This is a genomic window from Rhizobium anhuiense (genome assembly GCF_003985145.1).
Lineage (GTDB): Bacteria > Pseudomonadota > Alphaproteobacteria > Rhizobiales > Rhizobiaceae > Rhizobium > Rhizobium anhuiense.
In genome coordinates this window covers 98,623-113,604 of the sequence record NZ_ML133531.1, presented here as the reverse complement: position 1 = coordinate 113,604, position 14,982 = coordinate 98,623, and the positions used below count along the sequence as shown (strand labels likewise).

Here is a 14,982-nt window from a genome sequence, read left to right as displayed (position 1 = left end):
ATGCACGGCACTCCTCTAGTCGTCGGAACCGGTCGCGATGCTGTGCGAGAGGGATACCGCCGTGCGGCGGTCGGCCTCGTTCGCAACAGAGAAGGCCTGCTCCTGCAACGCTTCCATCCAGCCACAGTCCTTGGGCTTGCAGCGGTCGAGTGCCGCCGTCATCAGCGCCAGACCACGGGCCGTCTGGCCTTCGTCGAACAGGATATTGCCGAAGACCGCCATGGCGCCGGGATGGCCGCTCTTGCGGGCCTGGTTCAACCATTTCTTCGCCTGCTGCGGGCTGGCATTGCCGCCCTCGCCGGCGAGCATCATCTGCGCCAGTTGGAACTGCGCTTCGGGGACGCCAAAGGTGGAGGCCACCTGGAAATAAAGTTGGCGTGCCTGGCTGAGGTCGATCCTGACCGGGCTGCCGGCAATGCCGTGCTTGTAATAGTTGGCGAGCGAGAGCAGCGCGTTGACGAAGAAGCCGGTATCTTCCGAACCGGGCTCGACGCCCTGCTGGGCGATCTCGCTATAGATCTTGAAGGCTTCGAAATCATCCTGGGTGACGCCGTCGCCATCGGCATACATGTTGGCAAGCGCCCAGCGCGAGCCGGTGTGCCCCTTTTCGGCGGCGTATCTATAGGCTTCCACCGCCTCTTCCTTCTGGCCGTTCTTGTAGGCCTTGAAGCCGAACTTGAAGAGGTCGAAGGGTCCGGATTCCTTGCTGACGCCGCCTTTGATATCGAATGCGCGGCACGGACCGGACAGCGCCAGCGCGACGGCTATCGACATGCCCATCAGCATGAATTTGAACAGTTTGAACTCGGACGTCACCATTTCAACCGATTTCTTTCGTTCATCTCAGGCAGGCGGCAACGGCGCTCGCGCCCTGCATCCCGCGGATGTATTCCTTCGAGGCGAGCGATCCCGCGGCGAGCTCAATGGCTCCCTTACCCGCGTCGCATCCAGCCCAGTGGCCTTTTCTCAAAGGCGCTATTCTCAGCCCATCATTCAGAACCACCCGGCTCCCGGCATGGCCCCGACTGCAATCTCCGTGGCATTCTTTCGGCAGGTGCGGCATCCGCCTTCCCGCCTCATCGCATTCGTAAACAGCAAATGTGACGAAAGCGGTATCGACGTCTCCGGCAAAGCTAGGCTGCTCATCCGAACGGGTCGAAAACAACGACAATGGATGGATCGGCGACGTCATCGCAAGGCCGGATTGGCGGCCGGAACAGCCTTGTTCGGAAAGCGAAACGACTGCAATCAAACGACTGTCGCCAATCGCGCCGTGCGATCTGGTGTTACCGGAAAAAAATCGACCCATGCTACTATTTACACGCACCGTAAGCCTGCCATCTCCTCGCCTGCAAATAGCGCTGCGCCCTCTTTGTGGCGGGAAATGGACAAATTCGCCCCGCCGCCACCTTACGCCAATCGTCGTAAAAAAGTGTTGCTGAATCGTCACAAATTGGAACGTCGATTTGTCTTGCCGACCGCCCAAAGAAAAGCCCGGCAAACTGCCGGGCTTTAACACTTTTACTTGGATCGCAGGATCAGAACTTGACCTTTACGCTGGTGGAAAGAGCCGCGACCAGATCGTCGCCGAAGGAATAGGAGACGTCGTTGCCATAGGTCCGGCCATTATAGACGTAGGTACCGGAATCCCCGCCCGTCATGATGCCGAGCGCGCCGGCCAGACGCCACTCGACATTCTCGACCGGCGTATAGGCGACACCTGCGCCGAGCGTCCATGTATCGGTCTGGGCGCCGTAGCCCTGGCTCGTGCCGCGATCCCAGGTCAGGCTGAGGGCACCGGACCATTGGTCGTTGAACTTGTGGCCGACGCCGCCGCTGACCGTCCAGCCGTCGCGGTAGAAGAGATCGAGCGAGGTGAGCTGGCTGCTGGCGGAGCAGGCGACGACGCCCTTGGTGGCCTTCGGGCAGAAGGCGATCGACTGCAGCACGCTCCAGTTCGTCCACTTGACCGACCCGAAGGCGAGCCAATCGGGCGCAATGCCGCTCTGAAGCTTGAGCTCAACGGAATCCGGCGCCTCGGCCTCCCCATAGACCGGCGTCACGACACCGAGGTAGGGATTTTTGGGATTGGCGGCCTTCGGCACCTCGGTCAGGTCGACCGTGCCGGTGAGATCGTCATACTTGACCTTGCTGTTGTAGACCAGGCTGGCGCGGAAGGCATATTCCTCGATTTCGTAGGCGATGCCCGCCCGCCATCCCATAGCCTGGTCGGCAAGATCCAGACGACCGGTGCCGTCATAGATCAGCGCGGCCGGCATTGTGGTGATCGGCGCCACGAGGCGCGTCTTGAAACCTTCGACCGTCTGATAGAATCCGCCGCCGATCAGGCGAAGCTGGCCGGGACCCATATCGAAACGATAGGAGCAGGTGGCGCCGTAATTGCGGGTGCTGATCTTGGTTTCGATATTGTCGTTGACGCCAAGCCAGTCAGCGCCGGGATTGGTGTGTGCGCCGAAGGGTGTCGAAAAATCGCCCATGCAGTCGATCGAGTCGCCGAGACCAACCTTCACGCCGAGATAGGGGACCCAGTAATCCTCGGTATCATCCGCCGTGGTCGAACCGCCGCCGATGCCGTTGGTGCCGAGGCCATCGGTGGGATCGGTGTCCTTGACGTTCTTCAGCTTACGCTGCGGCATGACATAGGTCGCACCGGACTGCACGGCAAACCGCGAATTGTCGAAGAGAAGGTCGATATTGTATCCGCCGCGCTCCAGACCGCCGGCAAAGGATGGCGATGCAAGCGACGAAAAAAGAACGAGCGATGTTATGCCCTTGGAAAACCTACGAGATGCCATTGTGTCTCCCCCACTCCAGCAATTGATGTGACCCCACTCTAGTAAGTGTTCGCGTGATATGGCAACGCGCCCCTCAGCGGCGCTCCCGGCCATTGCAGTGGCTAATTTACGTAAAGAAATTGACGGACACGTCAAAAAATCTGGTTAATAAAATTTTTTTCGAACTTGGCGGCATTTCAGCGGTACTTTTGGGTTTTCATTCCAAACATTGCAGAAGCTGTATCAATCCGACAACAGTGGCACTTTTCGCCGGCAGGCCCCTTGTACGACAACAATCCACAGGCTGAGACGCCTAAAATCTGCTGGTTCGGGACCGAATCGCATGAGGCAGCAGTAAAAAAGACGCACCCCGCAAAGGGCGCGTCTTTGAAATAACTTACCAAAATGGGTCGGGGAAATTTACCCGGCTTCGCTCACCCTGGAAAGAGCGGTCGTCAGGCTGCCGATCTGACCCTTCAGTTCCTCAAGGCGCTCGCGTTCGGCCTCGACCACTTCGGGATTGGCATTGGCGACGAACTTCTCGTTGGAGAGCTTGCCGTCGATCCGGGAGATCTCGCCTTCCATCTTGGCAATCGCCTTTTCGAGCCGAGCCTTTTCGGCGGAAAGGTCGATCAGCTTGCCGAGCGGCAGGCAGATGGTGGCCTCGGCGACAACGATCTGTGCGGCACCCTTCGGCGCGTCCTCCGCCAGCGATATCGCCTCGACGCGCGCAAGCCGCTTGATGGCCGCGTCGTGGCGGAACAGCCTTTCACGCGTCAGGCTGTTGGCCTTGACGACGACGAGCGGGGCTGTCGCCGACGGCGGCACGTTCATTTCAGCGCGCACCGAGCGGATGCCGGAGACGAGGTCGATCAGCCAGTTGATCTCGTCGGCGGCGCCGTCGTCGGCATAGGAGGGCGCAGGCCATTCGGCGTGGCAGACCAGTGTGTCGCGCTCTTTGCCATCGCCTGCGGTATGGGCCCAAAGCTCTTCGGTCATGAAGGGCATGAAGGGATGCAGCAGCTTGTAGATCTCTTCGAGAATATAGGCGCTGCAGGCCTGGGCTTCAGCCTTGGCGCCCTCGTCCTCGCCGTTGAAGACCGGCTTCAAGAGTTCGAGATACCAGTCGCAGACCTCGTTCCAGACGAAGCGATAGAGCGCACCGGCGGCATCGTTGAAGCGGAAGGCTTCGAGTGCTTCCGTAACGTCACGTTCCGTACGGGCAAGTTCCGTCAGGATCCAGCGGTTGATGGTGAGCTCGGCCGCCTCCGGCACGAAATGCGGATCGCTCTTCGCCCCGTTCATCTCGGCAAAACGCGTGGCGTTCCAGAGCTTGGTGCCGAAATTACGGTAGCCGGCGATGCGGGCCGGATCGAGTTTCACGTCGCGGCCCTGCGCGGCCATGATCGCCAAGGTGAAGCGCAGCGCGTCGGCGCCGTATTCGTCGATCAGTTCCAGGGGATCGATGACGTTGCCCTTCGACTTCGACATCTTCTGCCCGTTCTTGTCGCGCACCAGCGCGTGGACATAGACGGTCTGGAAGGGCTCGACGGGCTGCCCGTCCTCGTCCTTCATGAAGTGCAGGCCCATCATCATCATGCGGGCGACCCAGAAGAAGATGATGTCGAAACCGGTGACGAGAACGTTGGTCGGGTAATAACGTGCCAGCTCCGGCGTCTCGTCCGGCCAGCCGAGCGTCGAGAAGGGCCAGAGCGCGGAGGAGAACCATGTGTCGAGCACGTCCTCGTCCCGCGTCAGGATCTCGCCCGGCTTGAAGTTTTCGAGCAGGTCCTCGACATAGGCCTTCATCGGCCCCTCATGCGAGAGGTAATGCTGGATCGCCGCCTGCAGCGCCTCTTCCTCGGTCTTTTCGACGAAGACCTGGCCGTCCGGGCCATACCAAGCGGGAATCTGGTGACCCCACCAGAGCTGACGGGAGACGCACCAGGGCTGGATGTTTTCCATCCATTCGTAATAGGTCTTGTCCCAGCTCTTCGGCACCATCCTGGTGCGGCCTTCGCGGACCGAGGCGATCGCCGGCTCGGCGAGCGTCTTGGCATCGACATACCATTGTTCGGTCAGCCGCGGCTCGATCGGCACGCCGCCGCGGTCGCCATGCGGGACCATGTGCTTGTGTGGCTCGATCTTGTCGAGAAGGCCGGCCTCTTCGAAAATCTCGACGATGACCTTGCGCGCATAGAAACGGTCCTGCCCTTCCAGGCGATCCCAGGCGCCATGCAGCGCCGCCGGATTGTCGAGGCCTTCGAGAAAATCCTCATTGTCCTTGATGGTGATCGTGCCGTCGATATTCAGGATGTTGATCGCGCGCAGGCCAGCCCGTTTGCCGACGTCGAAGTCGTTGAAGTCATGCGCAGGCGTGATCTTGACGGCACCGGTACCGGCGGTCGGATCGGCGTAGCCGTCAGCAACGACCGGAATGCGGCGGCCGACGATCGGCAAGATGACGTGCTTGCCGATGATCGACTTGTAACGCTCGTCCTCCGGATTGACGGCAACACCGGTATCACCCAGCATCGTCTCCGGTCGCGTGGTCGCAACGACCATATAGTCGCGCGTTTCCCATTCGGTCGGCTTGCCTTCCTCGTCGAAAGCGATCGGGTACTGGTAGGTAACGCCCGGCTCCAGCGGATAACGAAGATGCCAGAGATTGCCCTTGATCTCGTGCTGTTCGACTTCAAGGTCGGAGATCGCCGTCAGGAGCTTCGGATCCCAGTTGACCAGACGCTTGTCCTTGTAGATCAGCCCTTCCTTGTAGAGCGTGACGAAAACCTCGAGAACGGCCTTCGACAGGCCCTCGTCCATGGTGAAACGTTCGCGCGACCAGTCGCAGGATGCACCCAGACGTTTCAGCTGGTTGAAGATCAGTCCGCCCGATTCGGCCTTCCATTCCCAGACCTTGTCGATGAAGGCGTCGCGGCCCATGTCGCGGCGGCCCGGCAGCTGCTGTTCCATCAGCTTGCGCTCGACGACCATCTGCGTGGCGATGCCGGCATGGTCCATGCCCGGCTGCCAGAGCACGTCCTTGCCGCGCATGCGCTCGAAACGGACCAGGATATCCTGCAGCGTATTGTTCAGCGCATGGCCCATATGCAGCGAACCGGTGACATTCGGCGGTGGGATCACGATGGTGAAGGTCTCGGCCCCGGGCTTGGCGTTCGCGCCGGCGCGGAAAGCGTCCGCCTCATCCCATTTCGCGGCGATTTTTGGTTCGACGGCGGCGGAATCATAGGTCTTGTCGAGCATTTTCTGACCAATTTCGAGGTTCGAGGATGGAGGTTGTAAATAGGATGGCCACGGGCAAGTCAATAAAAAAGCCGCCCCGGAGACCGGAGCGGCTTTTCAGGAAAAAGCAATCCGATCAGCGGCGCGGGCCGCGTGCCACGCGCTCAATTTCTTCGCGCACCAACCGCTCGACCAGTGTCGGCAAATTGTCATCAAGCCATTCGCGCAGCATCGGGCGCAGCATGTCCTCGGCGATTTCGTCCAGCGAGCGGCGTTCAGCACCGTCGATCGCGGCGGCGAGCTCCTCGAAGGAACGGCTGATCTGCAGGCCGGCATCTTCCGAAAGCAGCGCCGGCTGGACCTCGTCCATAACGCTCGGCAGGAAACGCTCGACCGACGACTGAGCAGGCTCCATAGCCGGCGGCGCTGTTTCGACGGCAGGCGCCGGCTCGGCGACGGCCACCCCAGGCGCTTCCGTCAGCACCGGCTCGGCCGGCTGCTGGATCGGAGCATGCTGAGCAGGCGCTGCGGCAGCCGGGAAAAAGGGCTGTGAGGGTTGCGGTTGGGGTTGTGGCGCCACGGCGCGCGGCGGCTCCGGTATTGCGGCCGGTTGCGGTTCGGGCTGACGGAAGCCGCTCGGAATTTCGCGCAGTGCCTGACCGGCCTGCACGGCGCTGCGCTCGGAGGCGGCGCGCACGCGGGCGGCGACATCGGCAAGCGACAGCGCGCGGGCCGGCACTTCCGCTTCGGGGGTGCCGGCCGAATTGGCGGCGACAAAACGCGGATCGGAAGAGCGCATGACCGGTTCGGGGAATTCCACACCGGCATAGGTGTCGTCGACCGTCAAATGGATTTCGGAGCTGTTCTCATCCTCGTCGGCGCCGTAGACCGGCGGCAGGGATGGGGAAATCGCCTTGCCGGCGCCGGGCTCATTGCTTTCGATAATCTGGCGGATGGAGGCCAGAATTTCTTCCATGGACGGTTCACGCGCTACACTTGGCTGAGCCATATCTATCCCCGTTATTCCAAAACAACGACCGGATGGTGTGGAGCATTCATCCGAATCACCACGACCTTAGAATACCCCAGGCGGGAAAAAAATCATCGCGAATCAAATGAATGCGGCCATGCACAGTTTTGTTACCCAATGTTTGCCACCCGCAAAGCCTGCCGTGATTTTGTGGCGGCGTCAGGATAAATTATGTTTGTGAAGGCTTTCCAGCGGCGCTCATAAAAAACGGGCGCCGATGGCGCCCGTCGTTGAATTTCGTCGACAAGAACGATGTCAGAAAACGAATTCGCGCGCCTTGGCGAAACCCGGCAGCGGCTTGACCGAGGCATTGAAGAAGACGTTTTCCGAAACCGCGCCGCGTTCGGCGACGAAGACCTTGGCGCGGGCGGCATTGCCGTAACCCTCGACCGTGATCAGGCGGCCACCATCGCGCAGTTGACCGAGAAGGGCTGCTGGAACTTCCTCGACGGCGCCGTTGACGAAAATCAGATCATAGGGAGCGCCGGCAGCGTAACCTTTTTCGAGCGGGCCGGTGACGACCTCGACTTTGGCATAGTCGGCAAGCTTGGCCTTCGCCTCGGCGGCCAGCGTCTCGTCGCATTCGAGCGCGATGACGGAGCCGGCAACCATTGACAGCAGCGCCGAGGTGTAACCTGTGCCGCAACCGACTTCGAGGACGAAATCATCCTTGGTGATCGCGGCGAGTTGCAGCAGCTTGGCGAGCGGAGACGCCTCCATCAGGAATCGGGCCGGCTTTCCCGGTGCGGCGGCTGATATTTCGACATCGTTGTCGATATAGGCCAACAGCTTCGCCTTCTCCGGCACGAAAGCCTCACGCGGCACCGTGAGAAGCGCCATCAGCACGGAATGGGAGGTAACGTCCGTGGTGCGAACCTGAGTGTCGACCATCTTTACGCGCGCTGCTTCGAAATCCATCATGTCCTCTCGCTCTTTGAAAAGCGGTTCCTGTCCTTCGTCTCTTAATCCCCGCCACGGATGCTTTCAAGGCTTGGCAGCCGCCGGCGAAAAGAATCCGGCAGACGCCTCTTCCGCGCCACAGGAGACGGAGTGGACGCTGCAACTCCAGCGTGGAAGCTTCTGCCCCTTCATGATATGATCTGCAACGGAGGAAATGGGAGGAGCAGGCCATGTCTGCGATTTTCGAATATTTCACGCTGTTCGATTTCTTCATCCTCGCAGCGCTTGTCGGCATATTCTGCTGCGGGCTGCTGGACGGCGAAACGACCTGGAGGCGATAGCGCGCCGAACTACGCTCGGCGATCTCCCCCGCATCGCGTCTGCGGCAACCTCACGCTGGCGGACGCAGTTTTGACATGCGCTCCATTCCACTTGAAATAGCGGCGCGACCGCAGGTGCGCGCATTTTTCCAACAGTTCCAACCCTTTGCGACCGCACGCACATTAACGTTACGTCAACCATTTTGTTGCAGCGCCCTCACCTTCCGCTATGGGTGCGCGCATGCAAACCTTCCTGATCCAATCGCGCGGTATAGAAGCGCTTCACTACAACGCTGATGCCCGGCTGTTGCTGATCAAATACAGCAGCGGCGACATTCGCAGTTTCACCCGCATTTCGCCGCAGGGCATGCGACGGCTGCTCGGCGACGGCCCTGAAATCGATGACCGGTCTGAATTGAGCGATCTGCAATATCAGGCGGAAATCCGCAAAGGCGGCCTGAAGGCGCTCTACCGCCTCACCGGAATCAATCCGTCACAGTTCGATTTTTCGCCTGGCCAGCGGGTCTGGTAGCATTTGCGCCTGAAGCGCCCATGCAGCGCCCATCGTTTGGGCGCATTTCAGACGGGTTTGTCATGTGGGAAGATGTTGGAGGCCTCGCCCGGAATTGAACCGGGGTACAAGGATTTGCAGTCCTCTGCGTCACCACTCCGCCACGAGGCCTCACGCGCTCGTTATCTGAGCCGTGGCGAGCGTTTAGAATGATCGTAAGGAAATCGCAAGAGGGCATTTCGGAAAAACGCCATTCCACCTCTACCGAAAAGGGCATTTTCCGATCCCGGAACGGCACGGGTGCAGGCTGGAATTTCCATGACCGTCGCGATGCCCCATTTCCTGCCAATGATTGCATTTGAAACAAATTGGCAGCTTGACTTCGATCGCCGTCCAGGCCTCAATTATCCTCGGGAGGGTAAGGAGCTGCGATGGATTGGGCTGCCCTCAAATCTAAGCATATGCATGCCGCATACGATGCCGAAACCAGGGATCTCCATGTAAAGTTTCCCGGTTCTACGCCGGTGAAACACGCGAATATCCCACCGCACGTCTATCGGAACCTGCTGGAAACGGATGATCCGCACTTCTATTATAAATATTATATAGCGCCGTCTCGCGTATCACAGGGCCGTCGGCAACCGGTTTCCGTGGCGTCTTACACCATGAAGCTCGTCCTCCTCCTTGCCGCCTGCAGCCTGTTGATGGCGACCAGCCTCGACCCGGACCATGGCGGAGTTTTCGAGGAAAGCGAACTCAGATCCAACTAGACCCGAATTTGCATAGGCGGCACGCCCAGTTCCATCACAGGGCCGGCGGCAAGGCGGTTGGCTGTGGGGGCGAAATTGTCGCTTCTGTTCTGAGAACGATAACGACGATTGTTCCGGTCGCGGTCATTGTCGCCATTGCGCTCGTTGCGACCGTTGAAGTTGCGATAGTTGCGAGGTCCGCTATAGCCACCCTGGCCATGATCGACCACGCAGCCTTCGGGCCGGCGGCAGATGCCGCGGGCGTCGAAACCGCCGCTGTCGACACTCTGGGCCTCGGCGGGAGCGCCGGAGAGCATGCTCGCCGCGGACAGGACAACCACAAAAAATAGCTTCATTTCGTCACCTGGGCCATTGTGGCGCACTTACACTTCATAAACCACAAATGCGAAAAGCGCTCCACCGTTCCACGGGGGCGGCCGTCAGCCAGCTGGTTTCCCCCGCCTGTGCCACCAGACCGCCAGCCGACGCCGAAGCCGGCGCGCAAACGGCAGATCGTGCGAGAGCACGATGAAGCCAAGCGGCAGCATCCAGAAGCCGAGGATGGGCAGGAAGCCCAGGAACCCGCACAAGATGAGAGCTACGCCGAGCCCCATCCGCGCGATGCGCGAGCGCGGCAAGCCGATGCTGAAGGAGCCGAGCACAAGCCTGCCGCTGGCATGATCGATGCCGAAGCGCCTTGCCCGCGCCTCGCGCTTTTCGCCGCCCCTCGTCTCTCTGCGATCATTCCCTTTTGTCATTCCCCAGAGATGGGCGCAGGCAACCCAAATACAAGTTCATTTCATTTTTTTGAAAAAACCGCTTGGCAAATCGGGAAAGCGTTTGTATTAGCCCACTCACACCGCGCCAAGCAGTGATCCCTGGTAGCTCAGCGGTAGAGCATTCGACTGTTAATCGACAGGTCGCCGGTTCGAATCCGGCCCGGGGAGCCATTTTTTCAAGCAATCGCCTGTTTCGTTGATGAATCCGAAAGCAGGCGTTTTCTTCCCCCTCGGCGGACAACGCGCTTTTTACGACGGGTAGGCATTCGCTGGCCAACCAACCGCCGGCGGTGTAAAGCAAACGCCATGGCGTTAGATCCCGAAAAAGCATTTTTAGATTACAGTGCGGCGGACTGCAGCGTGCAGTTCTGGACCGCCAACGCACCGGCCGTGCAATTCACATCTTTGGAAGCCGCCGTCAGGTTCGCAAAAGACCATGGCGGCAGGTGGGAAGAGATTGAGATAACAGTCCATCTGCCGCGCGAGGACATCGCGTTCGCGACCGGAAAAGTGCATCAACTCATTGACGCTTTGCCAGGTGATCTCCGGAAAAAACGGTAATGGGATGGATGGGCCGTCGAAGGACAATCCGGCGCGGCCAGCCTCGGGATCTGCCACAAGCTCTCGTGCCGTTCATCGTCCGCAATCCAGTCGGCGTCAAATCGGTCGAGCTCTCCGATCGCCATGGCGATAGGAATCGGAATAGGCGGCGCATTCGGCCCGATACTGTTCGATGACGCTGCGATCGGCGCTGCCGTTGCGGCTGTCACTAAACGGAATGACCGCTTACGCAGCACCTCTCTCGCAAGCGACAAAGAGGCGGCTATCTCTAATAGCTACACGAACGGCCGTCACCGGGACGGAAGCCATCCGCACAGGCCCGGTTCATTGAATCGCCCGGCTGATATCCTGATGCCGTGCCATATGAATTCGGCGGCGTCGAGCAGGCCGAGGCCATGACGGCAAGACTGATTGCGCCGGCTGCGACAAATGCCCGAAATCTGTTCATCGATGCTTCTCCCGTTTAGGCCGTGACCGAGCGATGAAAGCCGCTGCTCTCCCTTCCAGATCACCTTTCGCCTGAAGATATAGGGGCGCTGCCCGGCTTGCGTTAGTTCCGAATGCGGAAGATTCTTGTCGCTTCCTATCAGCATCGTCGATGACCAAGCCGGCCGGGAACAAAGACCGTGGTTCAAAGTTGAGTGGCATCAACCACGTAACGTCAGGTTCTGACAGGAGGTCTTTCATGGGTCGCGGTATTTTGCTTTGGCTGCTTGGTGTTCCACTGCCGATCATCATCCTTCTTGCTCTGTTTATGCGATAGGAACAGATCATGTCGGTTTCAATGACAGGTGCCGGAGAGATTGCTACTCCGGTCGAATCCTCCAAATCCGCCATGGCATGGGGGCCTATCTTCGGCGGCGCCGCTGCGGCCATCGGAGTGACCCTCATTCTGTTGCTGCTTGGATCCGGGGTCGGGTTGACGATGGTGTCGCCCTGGTCGGGCCAAAGCAGTTCGCTCGGCACCGTGGGGGTCACGGCAGCGATCTGGCTCGTTGTCGTGCAATGGCTCTCCTCCGGGCTCGGCGGCTATATCACCGGGCGGCTGCGAACCAAGTGGGCGGCCGTCCACACTGACGAGGTGTTCTTCCGTGACACGGCGCATGGCTTCATAAGCTGGGCGCTGGCGACGATCTTCGTCGCCGGATTTCTCGCCTCGTCGCTGACTTCGCTTGCCGGTGCGGGCGCACAAGCCGTGAGTTCGGCCGCCACTGCCGCCGGTACTGCAGCAGCATCGTCGACTTCATCGCCTGTCGATCTCTCCACCGCCTATTTTACCGACGCATTGCTGCGTCCTGAACAGGCCCGAGCAGGCGCGACATCCGATGATACTGCGGCAACGGCTGAGGTCTCCCGCATTCTCCTCAACGGTGCCGCCGCCGGCCAGATCCCGGATGACGACAAGGCCTATCTTGCCACGATCGTCGCTGCGCGCACCGGCCTTTCCGAAGCCGATGCACGCACCCGCGTCGACACCGTCCTGAAGCGCATTGAAGACGCCAAGGTCGCCGCCCAGAAAGCCGCCGATGAGGCACGCAAGGCGGCCTCCACGACGGCCTTGCTCGGCTCGTTGTCACTTCTGATCGGGGCTTTCATCGCCGCGGCCGCTGCAGCTTTCGGCGGATCGCAACGCGACGAAGAGGAAGATCTTATCGTTACCTCCCGAACCTAGGGGCAGACGAAACGGGGACGCGAGGTCGAAAGGCTCCGCGTCCCAATTTTATCCGGGGCTATCCCTGCCTCGTGTGGCTGGTTCTCGGCCGCAGTGAAGCGGCTTCTCTCCTCAGTGGCGGTTTATTTCGCATAAAGCGGAACATGTGGCCATTGTGGAGCTTCGGTTAGGTCACACCCTTTCCGGAGAATAGAGATGGCCAAGAACACGTCCAAAACCTCGCCCTCGGACAATGCAACGATCCATGATCAGAAGCTGCACCGCGGCGCAGGCGGCGAGCTTCATCAGTTTGCCGAAGACGGCAAGCCTGTGCTGACCACCGCTCAAGGCGGCCCCGTGTCCGACGATCAGAATACGCTTCGCGTCGGCTCCCGCGGCCCTGCCCTCATCGATGACTTCCACTTCCGCGAGAAGATCTTTCATTTCGACCACGAGCGCATCCCCGAACGGGTCGTCCATGCCCGCGGTTACGGCGCCCATGGCTACTTCGAAACATACGCATCCCTGGCCGCCTATACCCGGGCCGATCTTTTCCAGCGGCCCGGCGAAAAAACACCGGCTTTCGTGCGGTTTTCGACCGTCGCCGGCAGCAAGGGTTCGTTTGATCTGGCGCGCGACGTGCGCGGTTTTGCTGTGAAGATCTACACCCAGCAGGGAAATTGGGATCTGGTCGGCAATAATATCCCGGTCTTCTTTATTCAGGATGCAATCAAGTTTCCCGACATCATCCATTCGGTAAAGCCGGAGCCCGACAAGGAATTTCCGCAGGCGCAGTCGGCGCATGACAATTTCTGGGATTTCATCACGCTGACGCCCGAAAGCATGCACATGATCATGTGGGTGATGTCGGACCGCGCCATTCCACGATCCTTCCGCTTCATGGAGGGTTTCGGCGTGCATACCTTCCGCTTCGTCAATGCAGCGGATGAGTCGACCTTCGTCAAATTTCATTGGAAACCGAAACTCGGTCTGCAGTCCGTCGCCTGGAACGAAGCAGTCAAGATCAATGGTGCCGATCCGGATTTCCATCGCCGCGACCTCTGGCAGTCGATCCAGTCGGGAGCCTTCCCGGAATGGGAACTCTGCGTGCAGCTCTTCGATCAGGACTTCGCCGACACGTTCGACTTCGACATCCTCGATCCAACGAAGATCATTCCGGAGGAGATCCTTCCGGTCAAAGCGATCGGCCGTCTCGTTCTCGACCGAATGCCGGAGAACTTTTTTGCGGAGACCGAACAGGTCGCCTTCATGACGCAGAATGTTCCTCCCGGCATCGACTTCAGCAACGATCCGCTTCTGCAGGGACGGAACTTCTCCTATCTCGACACGCAGCTGAAACGTCTGGGTGGTCCGAATTTCACACATCTGCCGATCAACGCGCCGAAGTGTCCCTTCCACAATTTTCAGCAGGATGGCCATATGGCGATGCGCAATCCTGTCGGGCGCGTCAATTACCAGCCGAACTCCTGGAATCAGGGGCCACGGGAATCGCCGGTGCAGGGCTATCGCCACTTCCCCGCCGAGGAACAGGGTCCCAAGGTTCGGCTGCGGCCGGAAAGCTTTGCCGATCATTACAGCCAGGCCCGGCAGTTCTACATCAGCCAGACCCCGCCGGAGCAACGCCATATTGCCGCGGCGCTGATCTTCGAACTGAGCAAGGTCGAAACGCCGGTCATTCGCGAGCGCATGGTCTCGCATCTGATGAACATCGATGAGACTCTGGCCAGCAAGGTCGGCCACGCCCTCGGATTCAAGTCGATGCCGAAGCCTGCCGACGCGGCCATGCCGACCCGGCAGGATCTCGAGCCGTCGCCGGCGCTCAGCATTATCGAGCGCGGCCCGGGTCGGTTCGAAGGACGCAAGCTCGGCATTCTTGTCAGCGACGGCAGCGATGCCGCTGTCTTCAAGGCGCTGCTTGCCGAGATCACCGAGCAGAAGGCAACATTCGAAGTGATCGCGCCGAAGATCGGCGGCGTGACGCTCTCGGACGGCAATTGGATCGAGGCGCATCAGATGATCGACGGCGGACCTTCGGTGCTTTACGACGCCGTCGCCCTCCTCCCCTCGGCCGAGGGAACCGGCGATTTGCTGAAGGAGGCAACGGCCCGCGATTTCGTGGCGGATGCCTTCGTGCACTGCAAGTTCATCGGCTATGTGGAGACAGCGCTGCCGCTGATGCAAAAAGCCGGCATTGCCGATTCTCTGGATGAGGGCGTGATTGCACTCGGAGCGGCGAAGGATGTCAGCGCCTTTATCAAGGCGCTTGGCAAACTGCGGGTCTGGGGTCGGGAGCCATCGGTCAAATTGAATTGACCGTCTCGTCGTCATGTTCGTAACGTAAAACCCGTGGAAACGCGGGTTTTAGGTCGTTTGCAGCGTCTATTTATCAGCCGGGGCAATGGAAGCTGTCCCGATCTGCTCT

Annotated in this window: 14 protein-coding genes and 2 tRNA genes; 7 read left to right on the top strand and 9 right to left on the bottom strand. The window is 59.9% G+C overall.

Annotated features, from left to right (window positions below; translation table 11 throughout):
- Window positions 1-15: 15 nt before the first annotated feature.
- Window positions 16-819 (bottom strand): exopolysaccharide production regulator ExoR, encoded by an 804-nt coding sequence (exoR, locus tag EEQ99_RS23850; RefSeq protein WP_047614771.1) that lies wholly within the window; start codon window positions 817-819, stop codon window positions 16-18.
- On the opposite strand from exoR, the gene EEQ99_RS34705 reads away from it, so the two are divergent.
- Window positions 773-1,516: a hypothetical protein gene (locus EEQ99_RS34705; RefSeq protein ID WP_164735957.1), complete on the top strand. Its 744-nt coding sequence runs from the start codon at window positions 773-775 to the stop codon at window positions 1,514-1,516. The genes exoR and EEQ99_RS34705 overlap by 47 nt on opposite strands.
- 22 nt (window positions 1,517-1,538) lie before the next feature.
- Here EEQ99_RS34705 and EEQ99_RS23840 read toward each other — a convergent pair whose 3' ends face one another.
- From EEQ99_RS23840 to EEQ99_RS23825, 4 genes are all read right to left on the bottom strand, one after another.
- Complete coding sequence (locus EEQ99_RS23840; protein WP_047614769.1) at window positions 1,539-2,816, bottom strand: OmpP1/FadL family transporter; 1,278 nt, start codon at window positions 2,814-2,816, stop codon at window positions 1,539-1,541.
- Window positions 2,817-3,215: 399 nt separating this feature from the next.
- Window positions 3,216-6,059: a valine--tRNA ligase gene (locus EEQ99_RS23835; protein WP_047614767.1), complete on the bottom strand. Its 2,844-nt coding sequence runs from the start codon at window positions 6,057-6,059 to the stop codon at window positions 3,216-3,218.
- A gap of 115 nt (window positions 6,060-6,174) precedes the next feature.
- Window positions 6,175-7,047: a DUF2497 domain-containing protein gene (locus tag EEQ99_RS23830; RefSeq protein ID WP_063475453.1), complete on the bottom strand. Its 873-nt coding sequence runs from the start codon at window positions 7,045-7,047 to the stop codon at window positions 6,175-6,177.
- A gap of 276 nt (window positions 7,048-7,323) precedes the next feature.
- The gene (locus tag EEQ99_RS23825) at window positions 7,324-7,989 is read right to left on the bottom strand and encodes a protein-L-isoaspartate O-methyltransferase family protein (protein ID WP_174824495.1); all 666 of its coding nucleotides are present in this window, start codon (window positions 7,987-7,989) and stop codon (window positions 7,324-7,326) included.
- A 528-nt stretch (window positions 7,990-8,517) separates the two neighbouring features.
- On the opposite strand from EEQ99_RS23825, the gene EEQ99_RS23820 reads away from it, so the two are divergent.
- Complete coding sequence (locus tag EEQ99_RS23820) at window positions 8,518-8,820, top strand: hypothetical protein (RefSeq protein WP_097543837.1); 303 nt, start codon at window positions 8,518-8,520, stop codon at window positions 8,818-8,820.
- A gap of 76 nt (window positions 8,821-8,896) precedes the next feature.
- Here EEQ99_RS23820 and EEQ99_RS23815 read toward each other — a convergent pair.
- A tRNA-Cys gene (locus EEQ99_RS23815) sits at window positions 8,897-8,970 on the bottom strand.
- 260 nt (window positions 8,971-9,230) lie between these two features.
- On the opposite strand from EEQ99_RS23815, the gene EEQ99_RS23810 reads away from it, so the two are divergent.
- Window positions 9,231-9,569 (top strand): KTSC domain-containing protein, encoded by a 339-nt coding sequence (locus EEQ99_RS23810; RefSeq protein ID WP_097543836.1) that lies wholly within the window; start codon window positions 9,231-9,233, stop codon window positions 9,567-9,569.
- On the opposite strand, the gene EEQ99_RS23805 is transcribed toward EEQ99_RS23810, so the two are convergent.
- A complete protein-coding gene (locus EEQ99_RS23805) occupies window positions 9,566-9,904 on the bottom strand; it encodes a hypothetical protein (protein WP_047614762.1) in 339 nt (112 codons plus the stop codon). The genes EEQ99_RS23810 and EEQ99_RS23805 overlap by 4 nt on opposite strands.
- An 84-nt stretch (window positions 9,905-9,988) precedes the next feature.
- Window positions 9,989-10,306: a hypothetical protein gene (locus tag EEQ99_RS23800; protein ID WP_047614760.1), complete on the bottom strand. Its 318-nt coding sequence runs from the start codon at window positions 10,304-10,306 to the stop codon at window positions 9,989-9,991.
- 117 nt (window positions 10,307-10,423) lie between these two features.
- On the opposite strand from EEQ99_RS23800, the gene EEQ99_RS23795 reads away from it, so the two are divergent.
- Both EEQ99_RS23795 and EEQ99_RS23790 read left to right on the top strand, forming a co-directional pair.
- Window positions 10,424-10,498 (top strand) — tRNA-Asn (locus tag EEQ99_RS23795).
- 135 nt (window positions 10,499-10,633) lie between these two features.
- On the top strand, window positions 10,634-10,888 hold the full coding sequence (locus tag EEQ99_RS23790; protein ID WP_017991185.1) for a hypothetical protein: 255 nt from the start codon (window positions 10,634-10,636) through the stop codon (window positions 10,886-10,888).
- 268 nt (window positions 10,889-11,156) lie between these two features.
- Here EEQ99_RS23790 and EEQ99_RS35210 read toward each other — a convergent pair whose 3' ends face one another.
- On the bottom strand, window positions 11,157-11,336 hold the full coding sequence (locus EEQ99_RS35210; protein ID WP_080759894.1) for a hypothetical protein: 180 nt from the start codon (window positions 11,334-11,336) through the stop codon (window positions 11,157-11,159).
- Window positions 11,337-11,660: 324 nt separating this feature from the next.
- Here EEQ99_RS35210 and EEQ99_RS23780 point away from each other — a divergent pair, with 324 nt between their 5' ends.
- Both EEQ99_RS23780 and katE read left to right on the top strand, forming a co-directional pair.
- Window positions 11,661-12,560, top strand: coding sequence for a hypothetical protein (locus EEQ99_RS23780; protein WP_097543835.1), 900 nt, complete (start codon window positions 11,661-11,663; stop codon window positions 12,558-12,560).
- Window positions 12,561-12,755: 195 nt separating this feature from the next.
- Window positions 12,756-14,873, top strand: coding sequence for a catalase (gene katE, locus EEQ99_RS23775; RefSeq protein WP_097543834.1), 2,118 nt, complete (start codon window positions 12,756-12,758; stop codon window positions 14,871-14,873).
- The last annotated feature ends 109 nt before the right edge of the window (window positions 14,874-14,982 follow it).

Coding starts and splice junctions, on each gene's coding strand:
- EEQ99_RS34705 (WP_164735957.1), top strand. CDS start 773: ATGCCCATCAGCATGAATTTGAACAGTTTGAACTCGGACGTCACCATT.
- exoR (WP_047614771.1), bottom strand. CDS start 819: ATGGTGACGTCCGAGTTCAAACTGTTCAAATTCATGCTGATGGGCATG.
- EEQ99_RS23840 (WP_047614769.1), bottom strand. CDS start 2,816: ATGGCATCTCGTAGGTTTTCCAAGGGCATAACATCGCTCGTTCTTTTT.
- EEQ99_RS23835 (WP_047614767.1), bottom strand. CDS start 6,059: ATGCTCGACAAGACCTATGATTCCGCCGCCGTCGAACCAAAAATCGCC.
- EEQ99_RS23830 (WP_063475453.1), bottom strand. CDS start 7,047: ATGGCTCAGCCAAGTGTAGCGCGTGAACCGTCCATGGAAGAAATTCTG.
- EEQ99_RS23825 (WP_174824495.1), bottom strand. CDS start 7,989: ATGATGGATTTCGAAGCAGCGCGCGTAAAGATGGTCGACACTCAGGTT.
- EEQ99_RS23820 (WP_097543837.1), top strand. CDS start 8,518: ATGGGTGCGCGCATGCAAACCTTCCTGATCCAATCGCGCGGTATAGAA.
- EEQ99_RS23810 (WP_097543836.1), top strand. CDS start 9,231: ATGGATTGGGCTGCCCTCAAATCTAAGCATATGCATGCCGCATACGAT.
- EEQ99_RS23805 (WP_047614762.1), bottom strand. CDS start 9,904: ATGAAGCTATTTTTTGTGGTTGTCCTGTCCGCGGCGAGCATGCTCTCC.
- EEQ99_RS23800 (WP_047614760.1), bottom strand. CDS start 10,306: ATGACAAAAGGGAATGATCGCAGAGAGACGAGGGGCGGCGAAAAGCGC.
- EEQ99_RS23790 (WP_017991185.1), top strand. CDS start 10,634: ATGGCGTTAGATCCCGAAAAAGCATTTTTAGATTACAGTGCGGCGGAC.
- EEQ99_RS35210 (WP_080759894.1), bottom strand. CDS start 11,336: ATGAACAGATTTCGGGCATTTGTCGCAGCCGGCGCAATCAGTCTTGCC.
- EEQ99_RS23780 (WP_097543835.1), top strand. CDS start 11,661: ATGTCGGTTTCAATGACAGGTGCCGGAGAGATTGCTACTCCGGTCGAA.
- katE (WP_097543834.1), top strand. CDS start 12,756: ATGGCCAAGAACACGTCCAAAACCTCGCCCTCGGACAATGCAACGATC.